The organism is Clostridioides sp. ZZV14-6387, assembly GCF_020657835.1.
Taxonomy (GTDB): domain Bacteria; phylum Bacillota; class Clostridia; order Peptostreptococcales; family Peptostreptococcaceae; genus Clostridioides; species Clostridioides difficile_A.
This window is the reverse complement of the sequence record NZ_JAGWCW010000026.1, coordinates 1-19,924: the sequence shown is the minus strand read 5'-3', so window position 1 is coordinate 19,924 and position 19,924 is coordinate 1. Positions and strand designations below refer to the sequence as shown.

The following is a 19,924-nucleotide window of genomic DNA, read 5'->3' as shown; positions in this document are numbered from 1 at the left end:
TTACCACAATTCTTCCAAAAAATTTGTCACTTTCTAGTTATAAAAAAAAATGAGTAAATATTTTTAATTTTACTCATTTTATAGATTTTGTATATTCAATTTAAAAAGCTGGAACTATACTTCCTTTATATTCATCTTGTATAAATTTTTTAACTTCTTTACTGTTCATAGCTTCTGATAAAGCTTTCATCTTATCACTGTCTTTATTATCTTCTCTACAAGCTATTATATTCACATATGGAGAATCACTTGACTCTATTACTATAGCATCCTTAGTAGGATTTAAGTTAGCTGTTAAAGCATAATTAGAATTTATAACTGCTCCATCAACATCCTTTAATACTGTTGGTAATTGCTCTGCATTCATTTCTTTTATTTGTATATTTTTAGGATTCTTAGTTATATCTTTTTTAGTTATAAGTTCTCCGTCTTTTACTTCTATTATTTTATTTTTTGCTAATAATTTAAGCGCTCTAGCTCCATTAGTTGCATCATTTGGTACAGCTATAACTGCTCCATCTTTTATTTCATCTAATGACTTAACTTTTTCTGAATAGAATCCCATTGGCTCTATATGAACTTTAGCTGTATACGTAAGTTTATATTCTTTCTCCTTAACTGTTTCCTCTAAAAATGGAATATGTTGAAAGAAATTTGCATCTAAAGAACCTTCATCTAAAGCTGTGTTTGGAAGTACATAGTCATCAAATATTTTTACTTCTAAATCATACCCTTTTTCTTTTAATAAAGGTTTTGCTACTTCCAGTATCTTTGCGTGTGGATTTGATGAAGCCCCTACTAGTATTTTCTTATCCTCTTTGTTTGAACAACCAACTGCTGATATTGCTATTGCTGACACCAATGCTACTGATAATAATTTTTTTAATTTCATTTTTTACTCCCCCTCTTTAAAGTTTTTATGATTAAATTATTTTAGTTTCTTGTAAGCTAGATTTCCTATACCTTGTATTATCTGAACTAATATTACAAGTGCTATTACTGTATACACCATTACTGCTGTATCGAATCTTTGATATCCATAAATAAGTGCTACATTACCTAATCCTCCAGCTCCTACTGCACCCGCCATAGCTGTATAACCAAGTATAGATATTATTGATAATGTAATTCCAGATACTATTGAAGGCATAGCTTCTTTTATCATAACTTTAAATACTATTTGTCTCTTTGTAGCCCCAAAAGATCTTGCAGCTTCTATCAATCCTTTGTCAACTTCATTTAACGAACTTTCTATAATTCTAGCGATAAATGGTGCTGCACCAATAGTTATTGGTACTATTGCAGCAGTTTCCCCTATACTTGTTCCAACGATTAATCTAGTTATTGGAATCATTGCAACTATAAGTATCATAAATGGGAAACTTCTAAATATATTTACTATAAACCCTAAAACACTATTTATTGTGCTATTTGGTTTTAATCCATCTGGTTTTGTAACTACTAATATGATTGCTAGTATAAATCCTAATATTGTTGCTACTATAGTTGGTACTATAACCATATACAAAGTTTGTAACAATGCATTTGGAAATAGTGTTGTTAAAAAGTCGATTAAACTATTCATTTATCATTTCCTCCCATCTTATGCCTTTACTAGTTAGATATTGTTTTACTTGTTCCCCACTTTTATCTGAAACATTTATGATAAGTGAACCTAAAATATCTTCTTTAAATTGTTCTAATTTGCCAAATATTATAGATACATCTATATTTAGTTCTCTTGCCATAGTCGTTATAATAGCGTCATTAGAAATATCTTTAGGGAATAGTATCTTTATATTTGTTCCTTTTGGTAAAATTATACTTTCTTCACCTATTAATTTTCTAAGTCCCTTAGTATTTCTTAAGAAAATCTCTTCTGTATCTCCTACCTCTAGTACTTCTCCATTTTCCATTATTGCTACTCTTCCACAAATCTGTTTTATAACTTCCATTTGATGAGTTACAACAATTATTGTTATTCCTAATTTTTTATTTATATCTTCAAGTAATGAAAGAATTGATTTTGTAGTATTTGGGTCTAATGCTGAAGTTGCTTCATCACAAAGAAGTACTTGTGGATTTAGTGCTAAAGCTCTGGCAATTGCAACTCTTTGTTTCTGACCACCACTTAAGTTCCTAGGTTTATCATTTTTCTTTTCAGATATACCAACCACTTCTAATAGCTCTAAAACTCTTTTCTGTATTTCTGATTTTGTATATCCAAAACATTCTAATGGTAATGCTACGTTATCAAATACAGTTCTTCTCTCAAGTAATGAAAAGTGTTGGAAAATCATGCCTAGTTCTTTTCTTAAATCTCTCATTTGCTTTTCATTCAGTGACTTTACTTCCTTATCAGAAACAAGCACATTACCTTCTTGATATTCTTCTAAGCCATTTATACATCTAAGTAGTGTTGATTTTCCTGCTCCACTATGACCTATTATTCCAAAAATTTCTCCAGATTCTATTTCAATACTTACATCTTTAAGTACTTGAATCTTTCCATAATACTTATTAACATTTTTTATGCTAATCATAAAATTTCCTCCCTATTATTATGCTAAGTTTTTATGTTTATCCTCGCTTATGTATTTTAATTTATATATAACAAAATAAAAGCCTGAGTATAAACTCAGGCTTAGAAAGCTATTTATACTCATCTATCAACTATATTAGTTGCAGGATTTAGCACCAATGTATATAAAATATACTGGTTGCCGGGTTTCAAAGGGCCAGTCCCTCCACCACTCTTGATAAGACGTTATTTAATTTAAAATTTAATTCGATTATCATTTGTTGCTATGTTATATATGATATATTCATTAATAATATTTGTCAATAAATTTATTTAAATTTTTTATTTTTTGTTTTTCTTAGTTAAAAATAAATAGATATCTTTTATTGACTTTATAGTGTCTAAATCTTTGTATTTTCAATAGTTATATGATATTATACAATTATTAATTTATCATTAATATAAAAAATATGAAGCCCAAAAAAGATAATACTTTTAGGGCTTCTATATATTGTAAAACTTTTTTATTTTCTAACTAGATATTTACTCTATTATTTTTTATTATTTCCTGTTATTCCTAGTCTATCATTCATATCTTTTATCATTTTTCTAAAACCACTACCTATATCATTTCCAACATCTTCTGTTCCATGAACTATCTTCATAAAGTCATTTTGACCTTTTTTCATATCTTCATCAGATACATTATCTAATTTTTTTATTCTCTCATCTATATCTTTTATTAATCTTTCACCTTCAGTTATTAATTCATCATTCATTTTCTTTAATTCTGTATCTTCTGTTTTACCATCTTTTTTAAGAGATGTTACAAATGATTGTATTTTATCTCTACTATCTTTATATGCAGCCTTCACATCAGCTAAATATTTTTCATTTCCTGGATATTCTTTATCCTTAAACTGATTATTTATACTCTCTGGAGTATCATAAATAGAATATCTATTTAAACCTGCTATATAATCATTATAGCTTGTTGAATAATAATTCATATAACCTTCATTATTATTTACTGATTCATTGGGATTTTTCCCTGCATTCTCACTTGGTTCTTCTGTTTTTTTAGTACATGCAGTCATTCCTATAGCTAATACTAACGCTAGTCCTACAAATAAGGTTCTTTTTAATTTCATTTTTATTACCCTCCTAGATGTTTTGTATTACAAAAAATTTAAATATATTTCTTTCTTAACTTAGTATTTCTATATTTTTATTTTTTATTTACTAAAATTAAACAAGATATAATTTATTTTTTGGGAAATTATAATAAATAAGTAACTAAATAAAAAAAATATATTTTTATTATTGATATTGATTATCATTCATAGTATAATCTAATTAATTGATATTAATTTTCATTTGAAGGAGGTTATCTTTTATGTCTTGTTGTAATTCACAATTTTGTTGTAAAAATAAAATTGAATCATCTTATATAAAATGGCTTTTAGAAGTTTTAGGTCCTGTCTTTTTAGGTTCTAAACCTGCTGAAATAATAAATATCTCATTTACTGATGTAAATAGAGAGGAAAAAATTAGTGATATTTACAAATATCTATATAAATGTAAAAAGATAGATTTTATAGTTATTGATAAAAAGAAAAAGGGATTAAAAATCTTATTTGTAAACAAAAAAGCTTTATCAGAAAGGCTAAAATGTAAAAAAACAGTAAATTTTTTAAAATTTCTGGGATACAAACAAAATACAAATGTTAATGCTTATTTAGAACATTTAGTAGATAAGCTTAAGGGTGATACTTTTCCTGATGAAATAGGAATTTTTTTAGGATATCCTCTCAAAGATGTGATTGGATTTATGGGATATAGTAATTATGAAGTTTCTATGATTAAATATTGGAAGGTTTACGGAGATACAAAACAATCAGAAGACACATATTCTAAGTTTTTACTTCATCGTAAAAAAATGAGAAAGTTACTAGACTACATAAGTGTAGATAAAATAGTAAGTTGCTTTTAGTTGTATTTTTATATAGTAATAAAAAATACACCCTTTTACTATACTGTTTCCATAATAAAAAGGGTGTATTTTCTAATTTAACATTCTAGTTTTGATTGTACAACATGTCTTTAATATCTATTTTCTTCTCTTGCATTCCATTAGACATTAAGAATTCTTGTGTGTCTTCTAACTCTTTTATATCTTTATCTGTTATTTTAGAACTAAAATCATACCAAGAATACATTTCTTTAGTTTCATCTAAAGATAGTCCCACTTCTTTAGATACAACATCCATTACTTTATCCTTGTTTTCATCCATATATTTTAAAGTCTCTTCATGAACTTTCATAAATCTTTTTACTAACTCAGGATATTTTTCAGCAAAATCATCACTTACTGCAGTAACTATTATTCCACTAACTAAGCCTTCTCCATTTACAATCATCTTAGCACCTGAGTTTATTGTTTTTAATGCTGTTGGACCTGCAAGCATTGCTACATCAGCACTTTTGCTTTCTAATGCAGAAGCAGCACTAGGAATATCCATATTTACATATTCAACATCATCTATAGTGTAACCTTCCTTAGCAAGTGCTGCAATTAACAATTGATGAAGTATAGTACCCTTTGGTCCTACTATCTTTTTGCCTTTTAAATCTTTTATAGATTTAATATTTTCATTATTAGTTATAAGCATATATCCTTTTGGTGATCTACTGTAAATATTTGTAACTTTAAGACCAACACCATTTGAAGCAGCTATTATTGCAGATGTTCCTCCTAATGCATGTAAAAAGTCTATCTCTCCTGCAGCTAGTGCTTGAGTTTGCTCTGGTCCTGTTGTCAATTCATGAAAATTAACTTTTATATTGTCTTTTCCAAATTCCTTTCCAAATAAATCATCCTTTTTTTCAAGTATACTAGGAACATTAAGTGGTGATTTCACATAAGTCAGATTTATTTCCTTAGGTAAACTAGCCTCTTTTTTTGCAGGTGCATCTTTCTCGTCATTTTTTGTTGAGCAACCTACAGTACCAACCAACACCATTACTAAAGATGTCATTACTGCTAAAATCTTTTTGTTTCTCTTAATCAATTAAAACTCCCCCAATTCCCTTAATATTTCTTTTTTTAAGCTTATATAATAGCTTTTTGTTAAATCTCTATTATATTCATCTTCGACACTAAACTGTTTAATCCCTTTATTTTTACTAAAAACAATTATTTTCTTTGCTATTTCCATAGCTTCTTCTATATTGTGAGTCACAAATACTACACCTTTTTTAGTATTTTTATGGATATTTACAACTTCTTTTTGCATTTTTCTTCTTGTAAAGTAATCTAGTGCCGCAAATGGCTCATCCATCAGTAAAATATCTGGATTGAAGGAAAGTGCTCTTGCTATACTTACTCTGTGAGCCATCCCCCCAGATAATTCATTTGGATATGAATTTTTAAACTTTTCAAGTTTCATCATTTTTAAATACTTATCCAAATCAACCTTATTTTTATTCTTTTTTTCAGTATGTAAAAGTATATTTTCACTCACATTCAACCATGGCATTAGTCTGCTTTCTTGAAATACTACACCTACTTTTGGAATACATTGTTTATCATTATTGTAAAAATATACATTTCCACTAGTAGCGTTTTCAAGACCTGCTAAAATTCTAAGTAATGTTGTCTTACCACATCCACTCTCCCCTAGTATAACAGTGATTTCTTCGCTAGATATATTTAAAGATACATCATCAAGAACCAAGTGTTCCTTATTATCAACTAAATATTTTTTATGTATATTCTCTAACAAAAATCCATTTCTAACCATTTAAATCAACCTGCTTCCCTTTACTAAACTTTGTTATTGCTTTTGAAAATAGATAATCTGAAAGTATACCTAAAAATCCAATAACAAAAATTCCTACCAATACAACATCAGTTCGTGACATGTCTTTTCCATCAGAAATTAAATATCCTAGACCTGAAGAAGCTGCAATAAGTTCTGCTCCAATTATAGCTCTAAAACTATATCCAAGACCTAAACTAAGTCCAACAACAATATCTAGCATAGAATTAGGAATTATTATTTTATAAAAAATTCTCTTTTTAGATAAGTTAAAAGATTTACCTACTTCTATTAATTTATTATCGCAATTCTTTATGCCTTTCAGTGTATTTAAAAATATAGGGAAAAAAGATGCCAAAATAATAATTATAATTTTGGATTCTTCACCTATCCCAAACCATAAAATCAGCATTGGAACTAAAGCTAGTGGAGGTGTACTTCGCATAAATTCAAAGAGTGGTTTGAAATATTCATACATTTTTTTATTTACTCCAAATATAACTCCAAGTGGTATTGCTATCAGTGAACTTATAAAAAAACCTATCAATATTCTTTTTATACTAGCATAGGCATTTAAGAAAATAGAACCATCGTATATCATTTTTATGAAAGTATCTAGAACCCTTTCAGGAGGAGGCAAGATATAGCTACTCCATATTCCCAGAACACATACAATTTTCCATAAAATTAAAATTATTAAAAAAATATAATATCCTTTGAATTTTTTATGAATTTTCTCAATCATATAAGACTCCTTTTAATATATCTATCCCTGCTACATTTTTTATTTTTTAAAATCCTAAAGAGTGATTAAACTACATTATAAAATTTAATCTATACCAATTCTCAACCCACCTGAATTCATTCTATCAGAAGGCGTAGAATCTGTTTTTAAGCCAGACAATCTTTCAGATGGTTGTATAATGACTATTTGTCCAGGTTCAACAAATTCCATATGATAAGATTCCCCAGAAGTCTGACCAATAAAAGTCTTCCATGATAATTTTGCTACTTTTGGATATGGCTCCCTTCCAGTCCAGGCTACTAATGCATCTGGGTCTACACAACAAGGCCCTTCAAGTATTAGAGGATTTCCATCTGTTATTATGGCGACATCTTGATTTTGGCTTGTTTTATTTACTAAATGTGTAGTAAAAAGCCCTTTTTGAGATAGTACCCCTGAACCAATTAATTTTACACTATAATGCAATTGTTCAGAAAATGCCAATAAATTTTCGCTCTCAACATAAATTGAATCACCTGGGTCAATCGATATTACATCTACATGATAAGCATTTTGAGCCAGGTAAATTTCACCTTCACCTTCAACAACCATTATTGGCATTTGTTCTCCTGTTAATGACCTTTGAACATGCCCTAACAGTGCTCTTCCTAAACCACCACCATTATTAGGACCAAGTAATAATTTTTCAAAATTAAAATTTCCTTTAAAGGCTACCATAGCACCTTTTTTTGCAAAAAATTTGCCACTTCCCCTTGCTATACACATAAGCTCATTTGTCACATCAAATTTAAACATAATATACATTTATATTGCTTTATTTAGCAATAATCCCTCCTAATCATATATTTGTCTATAATTATACATTAAAATTACAACATAGTCTAACCTACTTCAAACATGAAATTTATTATTTGTATAAAAAATAAGAACCTGATAATAAAGTAATTTAACTTTTTATCAGATTCTTATTTTATCTATCTCTTATTAGTATTACAGCTCTTACTACTTGAGCAACCAGAACAACCACATCCGCAACTGCTACCATTCTTTTTTGAATTTTTAACCATATGCATTATGGCTAACGCCATCAATACTACTACAATAGCTGCTATAATAAATGTAGCCATATTCACCACTCCTTATTTATATGAATTAATTTTTCATATAACTTAATTTACCAATTTTTTCTTTTTTCATATTTCTATTTGAATAAGTTAAAACTATCAATACTACAGCTACTGCTATAACTATAGATATTATTGCCCCAGCAATACTTCCTCCAGTTCCTAAAATTAAACTTCCAACTTGATTGATAAGAAGAGCAACTATATATGCTGTTAAAGTTTGGAATCCTAATGTAATCCATGTCCATTTCCATGAACCCATTTCTCTTTTTATAGCTCCAATAGCTGCAAAGCAAGGTGCACAAAGCATGTTGAATGCCATAAATGCAAATGCACTAGCTACTGTAAACATACTTGCAACTGAACCAAGAAGTGCTGGGTCTTGCTCTGTCGCATCTGATATACCAAATAAAACTCCAAATGTCCCAACTACATTTTCCTTGGCTACTAGACCTGTAACTGTTGCTACTGATGATTGCCAGTTTCCAAATCCAAGAGGTGCAAATATTGGTGCAACTATATTTCCTAAACTAGCTAATATACTATCTCCAGCATCTACCATTTGTAATGACCAGTTAAATGATTGTAAGAACCAGATTGCTCCACAAGCTACAAATATAATCGTACCTGCTTTGATTATGAAGGCTTTTCCTCTATCCCACATATGTATTAAAACACCTTTTGCACTTGGAACATGATATTGAGGTAATTCCATAACAAATGGAGATGGCTCTCCTGCAAATAAGCTAGTTCTCTTTAATATAATTCCACAAATGATTATCATTACTATACCTAAGAAATACATTGATGGCGCTACCCATGAAGCACCTCCAAATAATGCTCCTGCAAATAATGCTATTATTGGTATTTTAGCTCCACATGGAATGAATGTAGTTAACATAATAGTCATTTTTCTATCTCTATCATTCTCTATAGTACGAGTTGACATAACTCCTGGAACTCCACAACCTGAACTTATAAGCATTGGTATAAATGATTTTCCTGAAAGACCAAACTTACGGAAAATTCTATCCATTATAAAAGCTACACGTGACATATATCCACAATCTTCTAATATTGATAATAATAAGAATAGAAGCATAATTTGTGGGACAAATCCTAATACAGCTCCAACTCCACCAATTAGACCATCAACTACAAGTCCTTGTAACCAATCAGCTACATTTAAAGAAGCCATAAAATTACTTACATTTCCTTGAATAATTTCTCCAAACAGTACATCATTAGTCCAGTCAGTTGCTATAGCGCCCAATGAACTTACTGCTATATAATAAACTCCCCACATTATAAGTGCAAAAATAGGTAATGCTAATATTCGGTTTGTTACAATCTTATCTATCTTGTCTGATACAGTTTCCTTACCTTTTCTATTCTTCTTTATTATACTTGAAATTATTGAACTAATAAATTCATAACGATTTGCTGTTACTATACTTTCACTATCATCATCCAATTCATTTTCACAATCTCTAGTTATTTCTTCTATGTTATTCAATATTGTTTTAGAAATATCAAGTTTTTGTATAACATTTTCATCTCTTTCAAATAACTTTATAGCTAACCAACGTGTTTCCATATCTATATATGGAGTTTTTTCTTCTATTATCTTTTCAATTTTTTCTATTGCTTCCTTACTTTCATCAACAAAAGGCAGTTTGAAATCTAATTTATTATTACTGCTTGCAAGTTGAATTGCCTTTTCAGCGGCTTCCATAATCCCTTGACCTTTAACTGCTGTCACTTCTACCACTGGGCAACCTATAACCTCAGATAACTTTTTAATATTTATCTTATCACCATTTTTATTAACAATATCCATCATATTAAGAGCTATGACAGTAGGTATACCCAATTCTAAAACTTGAGTTGTAAGATATAAATTTCTCTCTATATTTGATGCATCCACTATATTTATTACTGCATCTGGTTTATCATCTAACATAAAATTACGTGTAACTACTTCTTCCAATGTATATGGTGATAAAGAATAAATACCTGGTAAATCTACTATCTCCACATCTTTATTTCCTTTTAACTTTCCACCTTTTTTTTCAACTGTTACTCCTGGCCAGTTCCCAACATATTGAGATGAACCTGTAAGCCCATTGAACATTGTTGTCTTACCACAGTTAGGATTTCCTATGAGACCTATTTTTATTGACATTTCCATTCCCTCCATTATTATTTAAGTACATAACTATTCATGATATAGAAAATCATTCTCATTGTATAATTGCACTAAATCCATTCTAATTAATTAATTTTATTATTCCACAATGATTTTTTCTGCATCTGACTTACGAATTGATAGTTCATAATCTCTTACAGTTATTTCAATTGGGTCACCAAGAGGAGCTACTTTTCTTACGAATACATCAACACCTCTCGTAATTCCCATATCCATTATACGTCTTCGTGTGGCTCCTTCCCCCTCTAACTTCTTGACTTTCACAGTCTCTCCACACTTAATATCCTTTAATCTGTTCATATCATTACCTCCCTATATTATTATTCTACTTGCCATCTTTTTGTCTAATGCAACTCTAGTATCTTTTACATCTATTATTAAATTCCCATCTATCTTAGAAATTATTTTAACATTTGTACCTACTACAAAACCTATACTATTTAAAAAAGTTCTTGTCTTGTCACTTCCTGAAATCTTCTTTATAACTACTTCTTCTCCTGTATTTGATAGTATCAATGGCATCATATAATATTCCTCCTCTTAAACTAATTTAAATTTATGAGCAATCGTTATCTCATATATAAATTACAATATTTTATCTTAAATTTTAGTCAGTTAAAATAATTACCTATGTTTTCCTTCTTTTTACAATTCTTAATTTTGATTTAAGTCTATCATAATAGTATGAACTTTGCAAGTGATTATTGTGTTCTTTTGAGTTTTTTTCTCAATTGATTTAATCTATTAATAATTCCAATAAAAACTCATACAAAAATAAAGATGCTTTAAGATAGTATATTTAACTATCTTAAAGCATCTTTATTGTGTAGATGTTTTCACATTATTTATACATTTTTTTCTTCTTTTTTAAAAACTATTTTCTCAAAATCTTTTACAGGCATTGGTTTAGAAAATAAGTATCCCTGTACCATATCACATCCAATTTGCTTTAAAAAATCTAATTGTGAAATGGTTTCTACTCCTTCTGAGATTACCTTCATTTTTAATTCCTTTGCCATTCTAATGACATTAGATATAACAATTTTTTCATTGTTACTCTCATCTTTTTCTGTAAAAAATGCCCTATCTAATTTTAATATGTCAACAGGTAGTTCCTTTAGAAGATTAAGCGAAGAATATCCTGTTCCAAAATCATCCATAGAAATCACAAACCCATTTTCTTTTAGATGATTCATTGTGTCAATTAAACCGTCTATATTATCTAATACTGCTGTTTCTGTTAGCTCTAATTCTATAAAATTTGTTGGTATTCTGTATTTATCTACAATTAGTCTAAACTTCTCAACAAAATTACTATTTACAAAATGCATTCGAGACAAGTTAACAGATATAGGTACAACTTTTTGACCTTCATCCATCCATTCTCTAATCTTTTTACATACTTCCTCAAATACATAGAAATCAATATTTACAATAAAGCCATTTCTCTCAAATACAGGAATAAATTCTATTGGTGGGATTAGTCCTTTCTTTGGATTATCCCAACGGACAAGTGCTTCAGCCCCTATAATCTGGTAATCTAAAAGACTATATTTAGGCTGAAAATATACAATAAATTCTCCATTGTTAAGAGCATCTATCATTGTATTTTCAATTTCTTTTTCTTTTAGTATTTTCTTATGCATTTCATCATTATAAAAAGCAAATGAATTTTTATGACCACCTTTTATAGTCTTTCTTGCAGTATTTGCTCTATCCATAATAGTGTTTATATCTCTATCATCTTTATTTATTTTGTATATACCACAATCTAAAATCAACTTATAGTAATTTATCTTATGATTACTAAATATCTGAACTTTGTTATAAATACTATTTAGCCTTGCTTTAATATCTTCATCTGTCTTATATCTAATAAGAAGAACAAAATGGTCAGCAGAAACTCTTGCAAAAATTTCATCCTCATGCAATTCACTTGCAATAGTATTTGATATATGTATTAAAGTATTATTTCCCACATCATATCCAAACATATCATTTATGTACTTGAATTTATCAACATCCATATAAAATAACACATATGATTCTGGATTGTTTTTAGCAAATAATTTCTCTGCATTTATTTTAAACTTCTCTATACTCGCTGCTCCTGTTAATGAATCTGTATATGCAATTTTCTTTAGAGAATCCTCTTTCTTTTTCTTATTGTAAATTATATATTTGATGGCAATTAAAAACATAATACAAATACACATAATAATTTGTAATGAATACTCTTTAAAAATGATACCAAATGGTACCTTATAAGGCTTATTAATGGTGTTAGAATATATACTGTCATTTAACTGTTCATCAGTAATTTTGCCTATTGATTTATTTAAAATTGATATCAATATTGGGCTAATTTTATTTGATACTCCTATACACATTCCATAATTAGTATCTAAAACAGATATAATCGATAGATTATTACATTTTCCTTCCTTTAAGAGTTCATCAAACTGATAAGAACTAAGTACCATTAGGCTTGCTTTTCCTTCATCTATGGCATCTAAACAATCTTCTATAGACTTATAAGATGTTGCTTTGGCATTTTCAAAGCTTTTTTCTATGTAAGAATCAATAGACTTATAACTACTTGTTAAAGCAATATTTAAATCATTATTGAGATTAGTTCCTAGTTTTCCAACCATAACTATAGGTATATTTATGTATGGATTTGTCAGTTTCATACCAAATCGTTTTTCTTTATCATCTTCATTAATTGAGCCACAAAGCATATCTGCCTTTCCATTTTTTATGTAATTAAGACTCTCATTATAATTTTTTGTTTCAATATAGTCAAATTCTATTCCACATTTTTTTGATATAATTGACATTAAGTCAGAACTTATACCTTTAAATGAATTACTTTCTACATCATAATATTCAACAGGAGACCACTCAGAATCGTATACCATAGTAAGCTTTGGATTGGCTTTAATAAAATTAATTTCTTGACGAGTAAATGCTATAGAATTAGTAACATCTCTTTTAAAATATTTTTTATATAATTCCATATCATAGTACATATCATTCATTTTTAATTCTTTTAAAGCATAATCTAATTCTTTTACTAAATCAGTTTTCTCTTTTGTAGTAGCTAAATAAAAAGGTTCCATTGAAAACTTACTAACTATCTTCATTCCTTTTGCATTTACAATACTTCCACAAACAAAAGCATCTGCTTTATTTTTATTAACAGACTCAATTAACTCATCGATAGAATTACAATATATATATTTTACTGAAAATTTATTTTCTTTTCTATACTTCTCAAATGCAATATTATGAAAATTACCTTTGAGCACAGCCACTCTCATATTGTTAAATGAACTTATATCTTCATAAAACATATTGTAGTTACTTTCATTTGTATATAATGCACTATATTCATATCCTGAACTTATTTTAGGAAAATTAAATATTTTACCTCTTTCATCATTACTCTGTAAAGGTCCAAGTAAATCTATCTCACCGTTTTCTAATCTATCTAAACATTCTTCCCAAGACCCTTTTACAAATTCATATTTCCATCCTGTATACTTTGAAATTTCTTTTAAATAATCATAACCATATCCTGTATAAGAATGTTCTTCGGATGAAGATATAATTCCATAGTTATCACAATATCCAACTCGTATTTTTTTTGAATTTTCAGACTCATCGGCAAAACATTGAACACTATTAAGACACGATACAATAAGCAAAAATATCAAAGAAAGTACTAAGAAGTGCTTTTTAAATGCTTTCATATTTAAAAACCTCCAATTTGCCAACTTACTTTAACTTATTTAGAATTTCAGTTGTAACTACTTTTATTGTAATGGTAAATATATCAAATTGCAATATTCTCATATAATATTCTTATTCAAGTACAAAGAATTTTCTTATTGTTTATTTAAATAAATAGTATTATAAACTCATTAAAAATCATAAAGACATAATTAACACTATAATGTCAATTAACTATATCTCAAAAATATAATAACACTAAAATCTAATGGCACTACTAATATTTTCAAATATCAATAGTGCCATAAAACTTTTAAGATTAATTAAATCTTTTATATATTTTATAATATGCTATACTAAATATTTATCTAAGAAACTTTTTTCTTTAGTACTAAACACTTGTGCTTGAACATCAGAATAATTTTTTGAGTATGTATCAATAAAACCATGATTTGCATCTAAAATCTCGATTTGAACATTTTGTTTTCTAGAAAGTTGGCAAAAAATAGAATCAACATCAAATGAATCATGTTTTGCAAACACTAACAAGGTAGGACATTTCGGAGTTACCTCCATATAATCTCTAATTCGAGAACCATAACAACAAACTATACCATCGCAAAGAGAGTCTTCACTACATCTCCATGCAATAGTCGCACCAACACTATATCCTATAACAAGTACATATTTGTATTCTGATTTTAAGTCATTTATAAGTTTTTCTACTTGTTTATAAATATCAAATCCAACATTGTCTATAAAAAAACCATACGCCTCTTGAGATTCTGAATAAGAAAAAACTTTCCTATCTCCCAAAAGCTCTGGACAAAACACATCATATCCATCTTTATAATACTTTTGACAAACATCTTTTATAAAATTATTAGCTCCATAAATTTCATGTAGTATAACAATAGCTATATTACTTTTATGTATATACTTAATCAGATTGTCCACCACCTGTCGATATTTTTTACATTTAGTTTAATGTATTCTTTTAAGTATGTCAATTTACTATCTCTAAAATCTGACTTATAAAATAATCCGTTTATTACAAGAAACTTTCTGCAAAGTAAAAGTGACTAAGTAGTAAAAATCAACACTCCTGTAACAATATTACACAAGATATGCAGTAGGCATGACCCCCAGCCAGTTAGTTTTTTCGAATATATTTATATCAAATTAATTTCATAGTTATATAAATTAGAGATAATAAGACTAAAAAATTGATTTCATTAAAACTATATTTATACTCATTTAAATATTTACAAGATTATAACTATAAAATAAAATACAACTATTAAAAAGGAGTATATCCTTATAATTTTAAAAATCATAAATGATATACTCCTAAAAATCTACTTAACTTATATTAAATTTATTTTCCAAAATATCTATTTAATAATCCTAAGAATGCTTTACCATGTCTAGCTTCATCTTTACACATTTCATGTACTGTATCATGTATAGCATCTAATCCTAATTCTTTAGCTTTTTTAGCTAATTTTAGTTTTCCATCAGTTGCTCCATACTCAGCGTCAACTCTAACTCTTAAGTTTTCTTTTGTATCTGCAACTACAACTTCTCCAAGAAGTTCTGCAAATTTAGCAGCATGCTCAGCTTCTTCAAAAGCTATTCTCTTATAAGCTTCTCCTACTTCTGGATAACCTTCTCTATCAGCCTGTCTACTCATTGCTAAATACATTCCTACTTCTGTACATTCACCAACAAAGTTAGCTCTTAATCCTTCGATTATTTCTTCGTCTACACCTTGAGCTACACCTATTCTATGCTCATCAGCCCAATTTTTTTCGCCTTTCATTTCTTCAAATTTATCAGCTCCAACTTTACATACTGGACATTGTGCTGGTGCAGCATCCCCTTCATGTATATATCCACATACTGTACAAACAAATTTTTTCATAATTACTTTCCTCCTAAATTTTATATATCAAATTAAATTTTTTATTTATCAAGTTAGTTTATATATACCCGAGGCATATACCTTTAAACAATTTTTTTAAAGTTTTTTCTAAACACTTACTTTCCTTGTGTTAACAGTATGTTTCTATAATAATGTCCTTTTAGTTTTATTAATTCTTTATGATTTCCAGATTCTAAAATTCTGCCATTTTCTAAAACTATTATATTGTCACAATTTGATATAGTACTTAATCTATGTGCTATGATTATACTGGTCTTTCCAAAAGTTAAATTATTTATTGCATCTTGAATCTTGGCCTCTGTTGCTATATCTATATTGCTTGTAGCTTCATCCAAAATAAGTATAGGTGCATTTTTTAATATTGCTCTAGCAATACTTATTAACTGTTTTTGACCTTCGCTTAAATCCTCACCCCTATCTGATAATACAGTATTATATCCTCTATGCATTTTCGTTATAAATTTATGTGAATTTGCTATTTTACTAGCATATATAACATCTTCATCAGTAGCCATTAGATTCCCATATCTTATATTTTCCATAACTGTATCATTAAATATATAACTTTCTTGTGGAACTACTCCAAAACAAGTTCTTAAATAATTTCTATCAATAGAATATATATCTTCACCATCTAAAAATATGCTTCCTTTATCTACTTGATAAAAATTTGTAATTAGATTTATAATTGTTGTTTTCCCACTACCAGTCTCTCCTATAATGGCATTTGATGTGCCTGCCTTTATCCTTAAGTTTATATTATCTAAAACCTTCTTTTTTGAATTATAAGAAAAACTTACATCTTTAAACTCTATCTCTCCATTTGAAAAAGAAGAATTTAGATTATCATTCTTGTTATCATTAAACTTGTCTTTAAATACATCCTTTACTTCTTTTTCCTCTTTCTCATCTATAATCTCAAAAACTCTTTCACATCCTGCTATTGCTGAAAGTAATGTATTAAATAGATTTGCCAATTCATTCAATGGTCTTGTAAATTGTCTTACATAGCTTAAAAAACTAGCTATAACTCCTATAGTTATAATATCTTTAGACGCCAAGACTCCACCTATAATACATATAGTTGCAAACCCTATATTGCTAATTACATTCATAATAGGCATTAAAAGAGATGTATAGATTTGCGATTTGAGTGAAATATTCAATAGTCTATCATTAACTTCCTTAAAATCATTTATAGACTTTCTTTCATAGTTAAAAGATTTTACTACATTTATATTAGATACCATTTCTTCAATATGAGAATTTAACTTCCCTAACTCCACTTGTTGTTGTTTAAAAAGAACTCTAGTCCTCTTTGCTATAAAGTTACTTAGAAACATTACTATTGGTATTAATATAATACTACAAAATGTTAAAATTGGACTTAATATAAACATCATAATGAAAGTCATCAATATATTTAAAATTCCTGTAATTAATTGTACTAATGAATTTGAGATTCCTGTGCTAATATTATCAACATCATTTGTTACCCTGCTCATAATATCTCCAGTAGAACTTTTATCAAAGAAGGTTATTGGTAGATTTTTAAATTTCAAAAACAAATTACTTCTCATCTCTTTAACTATACTTTGAGATAGTCTAGCTGTACATATCCCCTTAGACAGTTTAACTGAAAATTCAATTATATAAAATGAGAGTAATATAATTATGCCTTTTAAGAAAATGGACTTCGAATACGTATCAATATTTATTATGTCAACTACTTTTCCAAGAGTATATGGTATTATAGTTGATATAATAGAGTCTATTATTACTAGCAAAAAAATGAATCTAGTAATCTTTTTGTCTTTTTTAAAGTATATAAAAACTCTTTTAAATGTTTTTTTAAAATCTTTAGGCTTCTCTTTTTTCTTTAATCTACTGACCTTTTGATTTCCAGTACTTAAATTCAATATACTTCCTCCTTAATTTACATCTTCATTTGCTAAGTTCTGCAACTCAAAAATTTTTTTATAAATTGGAGAACTAACCAGTAAATCTTCATGTGTAGCAAATCCAACCACCTCTCCCTCATCTAAGACTAAAATTTTATCACAGTCAATTATAGAGCTAATCTTTTGTGAAATAGTTATGATAGTACATTTCTTATTTTCTTTGTCTCTTAAATCTTTTATATAATCTTTTATATTCTTTCTAATAGTTGTCTCTGTATTAATATCCATTGCACTAAAACAATCATCAAGGATTAATATTTGTGGCTTTTTAGCTATAGCTCTAGCTATCGTAATTCTTTGTCTTTGTCCTCCTGATAGGTTTTTACCCCTTTGAAATAAAACTTCATCATAAGAATTTTCAAGTTTTGTTATAAATTGATTTGCATTTGCTATCTCGCACGAATTTATAACATCTTCTCTACTTATATCCTTATTTCCCATAATTATATTTTCTAGTATACTTTTCCCAAACACACTACTATTTTGAAATACTACACCTATTCCTTCTCTTAAACTTTCTTCAGAAATACTGTATATACTATTTCCTCCAATCTTAATATCTCCTTTATCAACTATATATAATTTTTGAATTAAATTTATTAAAGAAGTCTTTCCTGAACCAGTCTGACCAATTACACCAATGTTTTGACCTTCTTCTATTTTAAAAGATACATTTTTTAATATTTGTTCATCTGTATTTTTATTATATGAAAAATACACATTTTCAAAAACTATATCACCACTTGTAAGTTTAAACTTCTTTTCTTCAATATCTAAATTTACATTTTTCTTAATTATTTCTTCATTCTCATCAAGCAAAACTTCACTTACTCTTTCATATGAAGCTTTTGCTCTAACAAAAACATTAAAAACATGTGAAATCATTATAAGTGATGTTAATATCCTAGTCATATAATTTACATAAGCAACTATAATTCCAATTTTAATTTCCCCTGAATAAACTAAATATCTTCCAATTAATAAGATTATTATTATGGAAACATTAATAATTATTGTAATTGTAGGTCTAAAAAATGACATCATTGTTGTAGCTTTTCTACTGTTTTGGAAAAGCTCCTCATTTAACTCTTCAAAACGTTTGCTCTCATAATCATATCTGCAAAATAGCTTAACTACTTTTATGCCACTTAAAAACTGCCTTAATTTTGAATTTATCTTATCTGTACTTTCTTGTACATTCTTAAATAATCTATAGCCAATCTTCATATTGAGTAATATTATAATAAATATGATTAAAACTGCAACTAAGATAATTATTGACATCTTTAAATTTAATTTTATAGCTATAATTAAACTTCCTATACACATGATTGGTGATTTTATAAAAACTCTCATCATTCCATGTACGAATTGTTGTATTTGATTAATATCATTAGTAATTCTTGTTATTAGTGAAGCTCTACCAAATTTATCTATTTGTTTTAATGAGTATGTATTTATCTTTTCAAACACATCTTGTCTCAAATCATAAGAAAAACATTGAGAAACTCTTGCTGAGATTATACTTCTTATTATTGAAAATATTGCACCTAAAAAGGTTATACCTATCATTAAAGCTCCTGTTGATAATATGTAATCTAAATTCTTATTTGAAACTCCTATATCGATTATTTTTGCCATTATAGTTGGTTGAGCTAAATCACAAAAAGCTTCCAGCGTCAAAAAAAATACTGCTGTAAAAAATAACACTATATATTTTTTTATGTATTTTTTAAAATACCTCATTTAATCATCCCTTCATAGAATTTTCTCATTATCAAAAGTATATCATAATGGCTAATTTAATTGATTGTATCAATTATAAATATTTGTTTTATCATTAAATTTTATACTATACACTTT

At 27.8% G+C, this 19,924-nt stretch carries 18 protein-coding genes and 1 riboswitch; of the genes, 1 reads left to right on the top strand and 17 read right to left on the bottom strand.

Translation table 11 applies throughout. The annotated features are described in order from the left end of the window. Window positions 1-100: 100 nt before the first annotated feature. The 4 genes from KGF38_RS15140 to KGF38_RS15125 all read right to left on the bottom strand — a co-directional run bounded on the left by KGF38_RS15140 (window position 101) and on the right by KGF38_RS15125 (window position 3,672). Window positions 101-892, bottom strand: a complete 792-nt coding sequence (locus KGF38_RS15140) for a MetQ/NlpA family ABC transporter substrate-binding protein (protein WP_054269981.1) — start codon at window positions 890-892, stop codon at window positions 101-103. Window positions 893-928: 36 nt separating this feature from the next. Then, a complete protein-coding gene (locus tag KGF38_RS15135) occupies window positions 929-1,585 on the bottom strand; it encodes a methionine ABC transporter permease (RefSeq protein ID WP_054269980.1) in 657 nt (218 codons plus the stop codon). Next, window positions 1,578-2,543 carry a methionine ABC transporter ATP-binding protein gene (locus KGF38_RS15130; protein WP_054269979.1) on the bottom strand — a complete coding sequence of 322 codons (966 nt, stop codon included), beginning with the start codon at window positions 2,541-2,543 and terminating at the stop codon, window positions 1,578-1,580. Before KGF38_RS15130 ends, KGF38_RS15135 begins: the two co-directional genes overlap by 8 nt. A gap of 116 nt (window positions 2,544-2,659) precedes the next feature. Continuing rightward, window positions 2,660-2,766, bottom strand: a riboswitch (SAM riboswitch). A 306-nt stretch (window positions 2,767-3,072) separates the two neighbouring features. Continuing rightward, window positions 3,073-3,672 carry a hypothetical protein gene (locus KGF38_RS15125; protein WP_054269978.1) on the bottom strand — a complete coding sequence of 200 codons (600 nt, stop codon included), beginning with the start codon at window positions 3,670-3,672 and terminating at the stop codon, window positions 3,073-3,075. 245 nt (window positions 3,673-3,917) lie between these two features. On the opposite strand from KGF38_RS15125, the gene KGF38_RS15120 reads away from it, so the two are divergent. Continuing rightward, window positions 3,918-4,514 carry a DUF3793 family protein gene (locus KGF38_RS15120; RefSeq protein ID WP_054269977.1) on the top strand — a complete coding sequence of 199 codons (597 nt, stop codon included), beginning with the start codon at window positions 3,918-3,920 and terminating at the stop codon, window positions 4,512-4,514. A gap of 85 nt (window positions 4,515-4,599) precedes the next feature. On the opposite strand, the gene KGF38_RS15115 is transcribed toward KGF38_RS15120, so the two are convergent. The 13 genes from KGF38_RS15115 to KGF38_RS15055 all read right to left on the bottom strand — a co-directional run bounded on the left by KGF38_RS15115 (window position 4,600) and on the right by KGF38_RS15055 (window position 19,807). Continuing rightward, entirely contained in the window at window positions 4,600-5,592 is a 993-nt protein-coding gene (locus KGF38_RS15115; protein ID WP_074178985.1) for an NrtA/SsuA/CpmA family ABC transporter substrate-binding protein, read from the bottom strand. Continuing rightward, window positions 5,593-6,324: an ABC transporter ATP-binding protein gene (locus KGF38_RS15110; protein ID WP_054269976.1), complete on the bottom strand. Its 732-nt coding sequence runs from the start codon at window positions 6,322-6,324 to the stop codon at window positions 5,593-5,595. It abuts the gene before it with no gap. Continuing rightward, window positions 6,317-7,087, bottom strand: coding sequence for an ABC transporter permease (locus KGF38_RS15105; RefSeq protein WP_054269975.1), 771 nt, complete (start codon window positions 7,085-7,087; stop codon window positions 6,317-6,319). The genes KGF38_RS15110 and KGF38_RS15105 overlap by 8 nt, the downstream gene beginning before the upstream one ends. Before the next feature lie 84 nt (window positions 7,088-7,171). After that, on the bottom strand, window positions 7,172-7,882 hold the full coding sequence (locus KGF38_RS15100; RefSeq protein WP_054270007.1) for an AIM24 family protein: 711 nt from the start codon (window positions 7,880-7,882) through the stop codon (window positions 7,172-7,174). A gap of 179 nt (window positions 7,883-8,061) precedes the next feature. Next, window positions 8,062-8,214, bottom strand: a complete 153-nt coding sequence (locus KGF38_RS15095; protein ID WP_054269974.1) for a FeoB-associated Cys-rich membrane protein — start codon at window positions 8,212-8,214, stop codon at window positions 8,062-8,064. A 25-nt stretch (window positions 8,215-8,239) separates the two neighbouring features. Beyond that, the gene (gene feoB / locus KGF38_RS15090) at window positions 8,240-10,396 is read right to left on the bottom strand and encodes a ferrous iron transport protein B (RefSeq protein ID WP_054269973.1); all 2,157 of its coding nucleotides are present in this window, start codon (window positions 10,394-10,396) and stop codon (window positions 8,240-8,242) included. A 102-nt stretch (window positions 10,397-10,498) separates the two neighbouring features. Then, the gene (locus KGF38_RS15085) at window positions 10,499-10,720 is read right to left on the bottom strand and encodes a FeoA family protein (RefSeq protein WP_021384243.1); all 222 of its coding nucleotides are present in this window, start codon (window positions 10,718-10,720) and stop codon (window positions 10,499-10,501) included. 12 nt (window positions 10,721-10,732) lie between these two features. Next, window positions 10,733-10,945 (bottom strand): FeoA family protein, encoded by a 213-nt coding sequence (locus KGF38_RS15080; RefSeq protein ID WP_021384253.1) that lies wholly within the window; start codon window positions 10,943-10,945, stop codon window positions 10,733-10,735. Between the two features lie 320 nt (window positions 10,946-11,265). After that, a complete protein-coding gene (locus KGF38_RS15075; RefSeq protein ID WP_074178983.1) occupies window positions 11,266-14,175 on the bottom strand; it encodes an EAL domain-containing protein in 2,910 nt (969 codons plus the stop codon). A gap of 331 nt (window positions 14,176-14,506) precedes the next feature. Next, window positions 14,507-15,115, bottom strand: coding sequence for a dienelactone hydrolase family protein (locus KGF38_RS15070; RefSeq protein WP_176702482.1), 609 nt, complete (start codon window positions 15,113-15,115; stop codon window positions 14,507-14,509). A gap of 418 nt (window positions 15,116-15,533) precedes the next feature. Beyond that, window positions 15,534-16,079 (bottom strand): NADH peroxidase, encoded by a 546-nt coding sequence (locus tag KGF38_RS15065; RefSeq protein WP_074178981.1) that lies wholly within the window; start codon window positions 16,077-16,079, stop codon window positions 15,534-15,536. A gap of 116 nt (window positions 16,080-16,195) precedes the next feature. Next, window positions 16,196-18,019 (bottom strand): ABC transporter ATP-binding protein, encoded by a 1,824-nt coding sequence (locus tag KGF38_RS15060; protein ID WP_074178980.1) that lies wholly within the window; start codon window positions 18,017-18,019, stop codon window positions 16,196-16,198. 12 nt (window positions 18,020-18,031) lie between these two features. Beyond that, entirely contained in the window at window positions 18,032-19,807 is a 1,776-nt protein-coding gene (locus tag KGF38_RS15055) for an ABC transporter ATP-binding protein (RefSeq protein ID WP_054269954.1), read from the bottom strand. Window positions 19,808-19,924 lie beyond the last annotated feature (117 nt).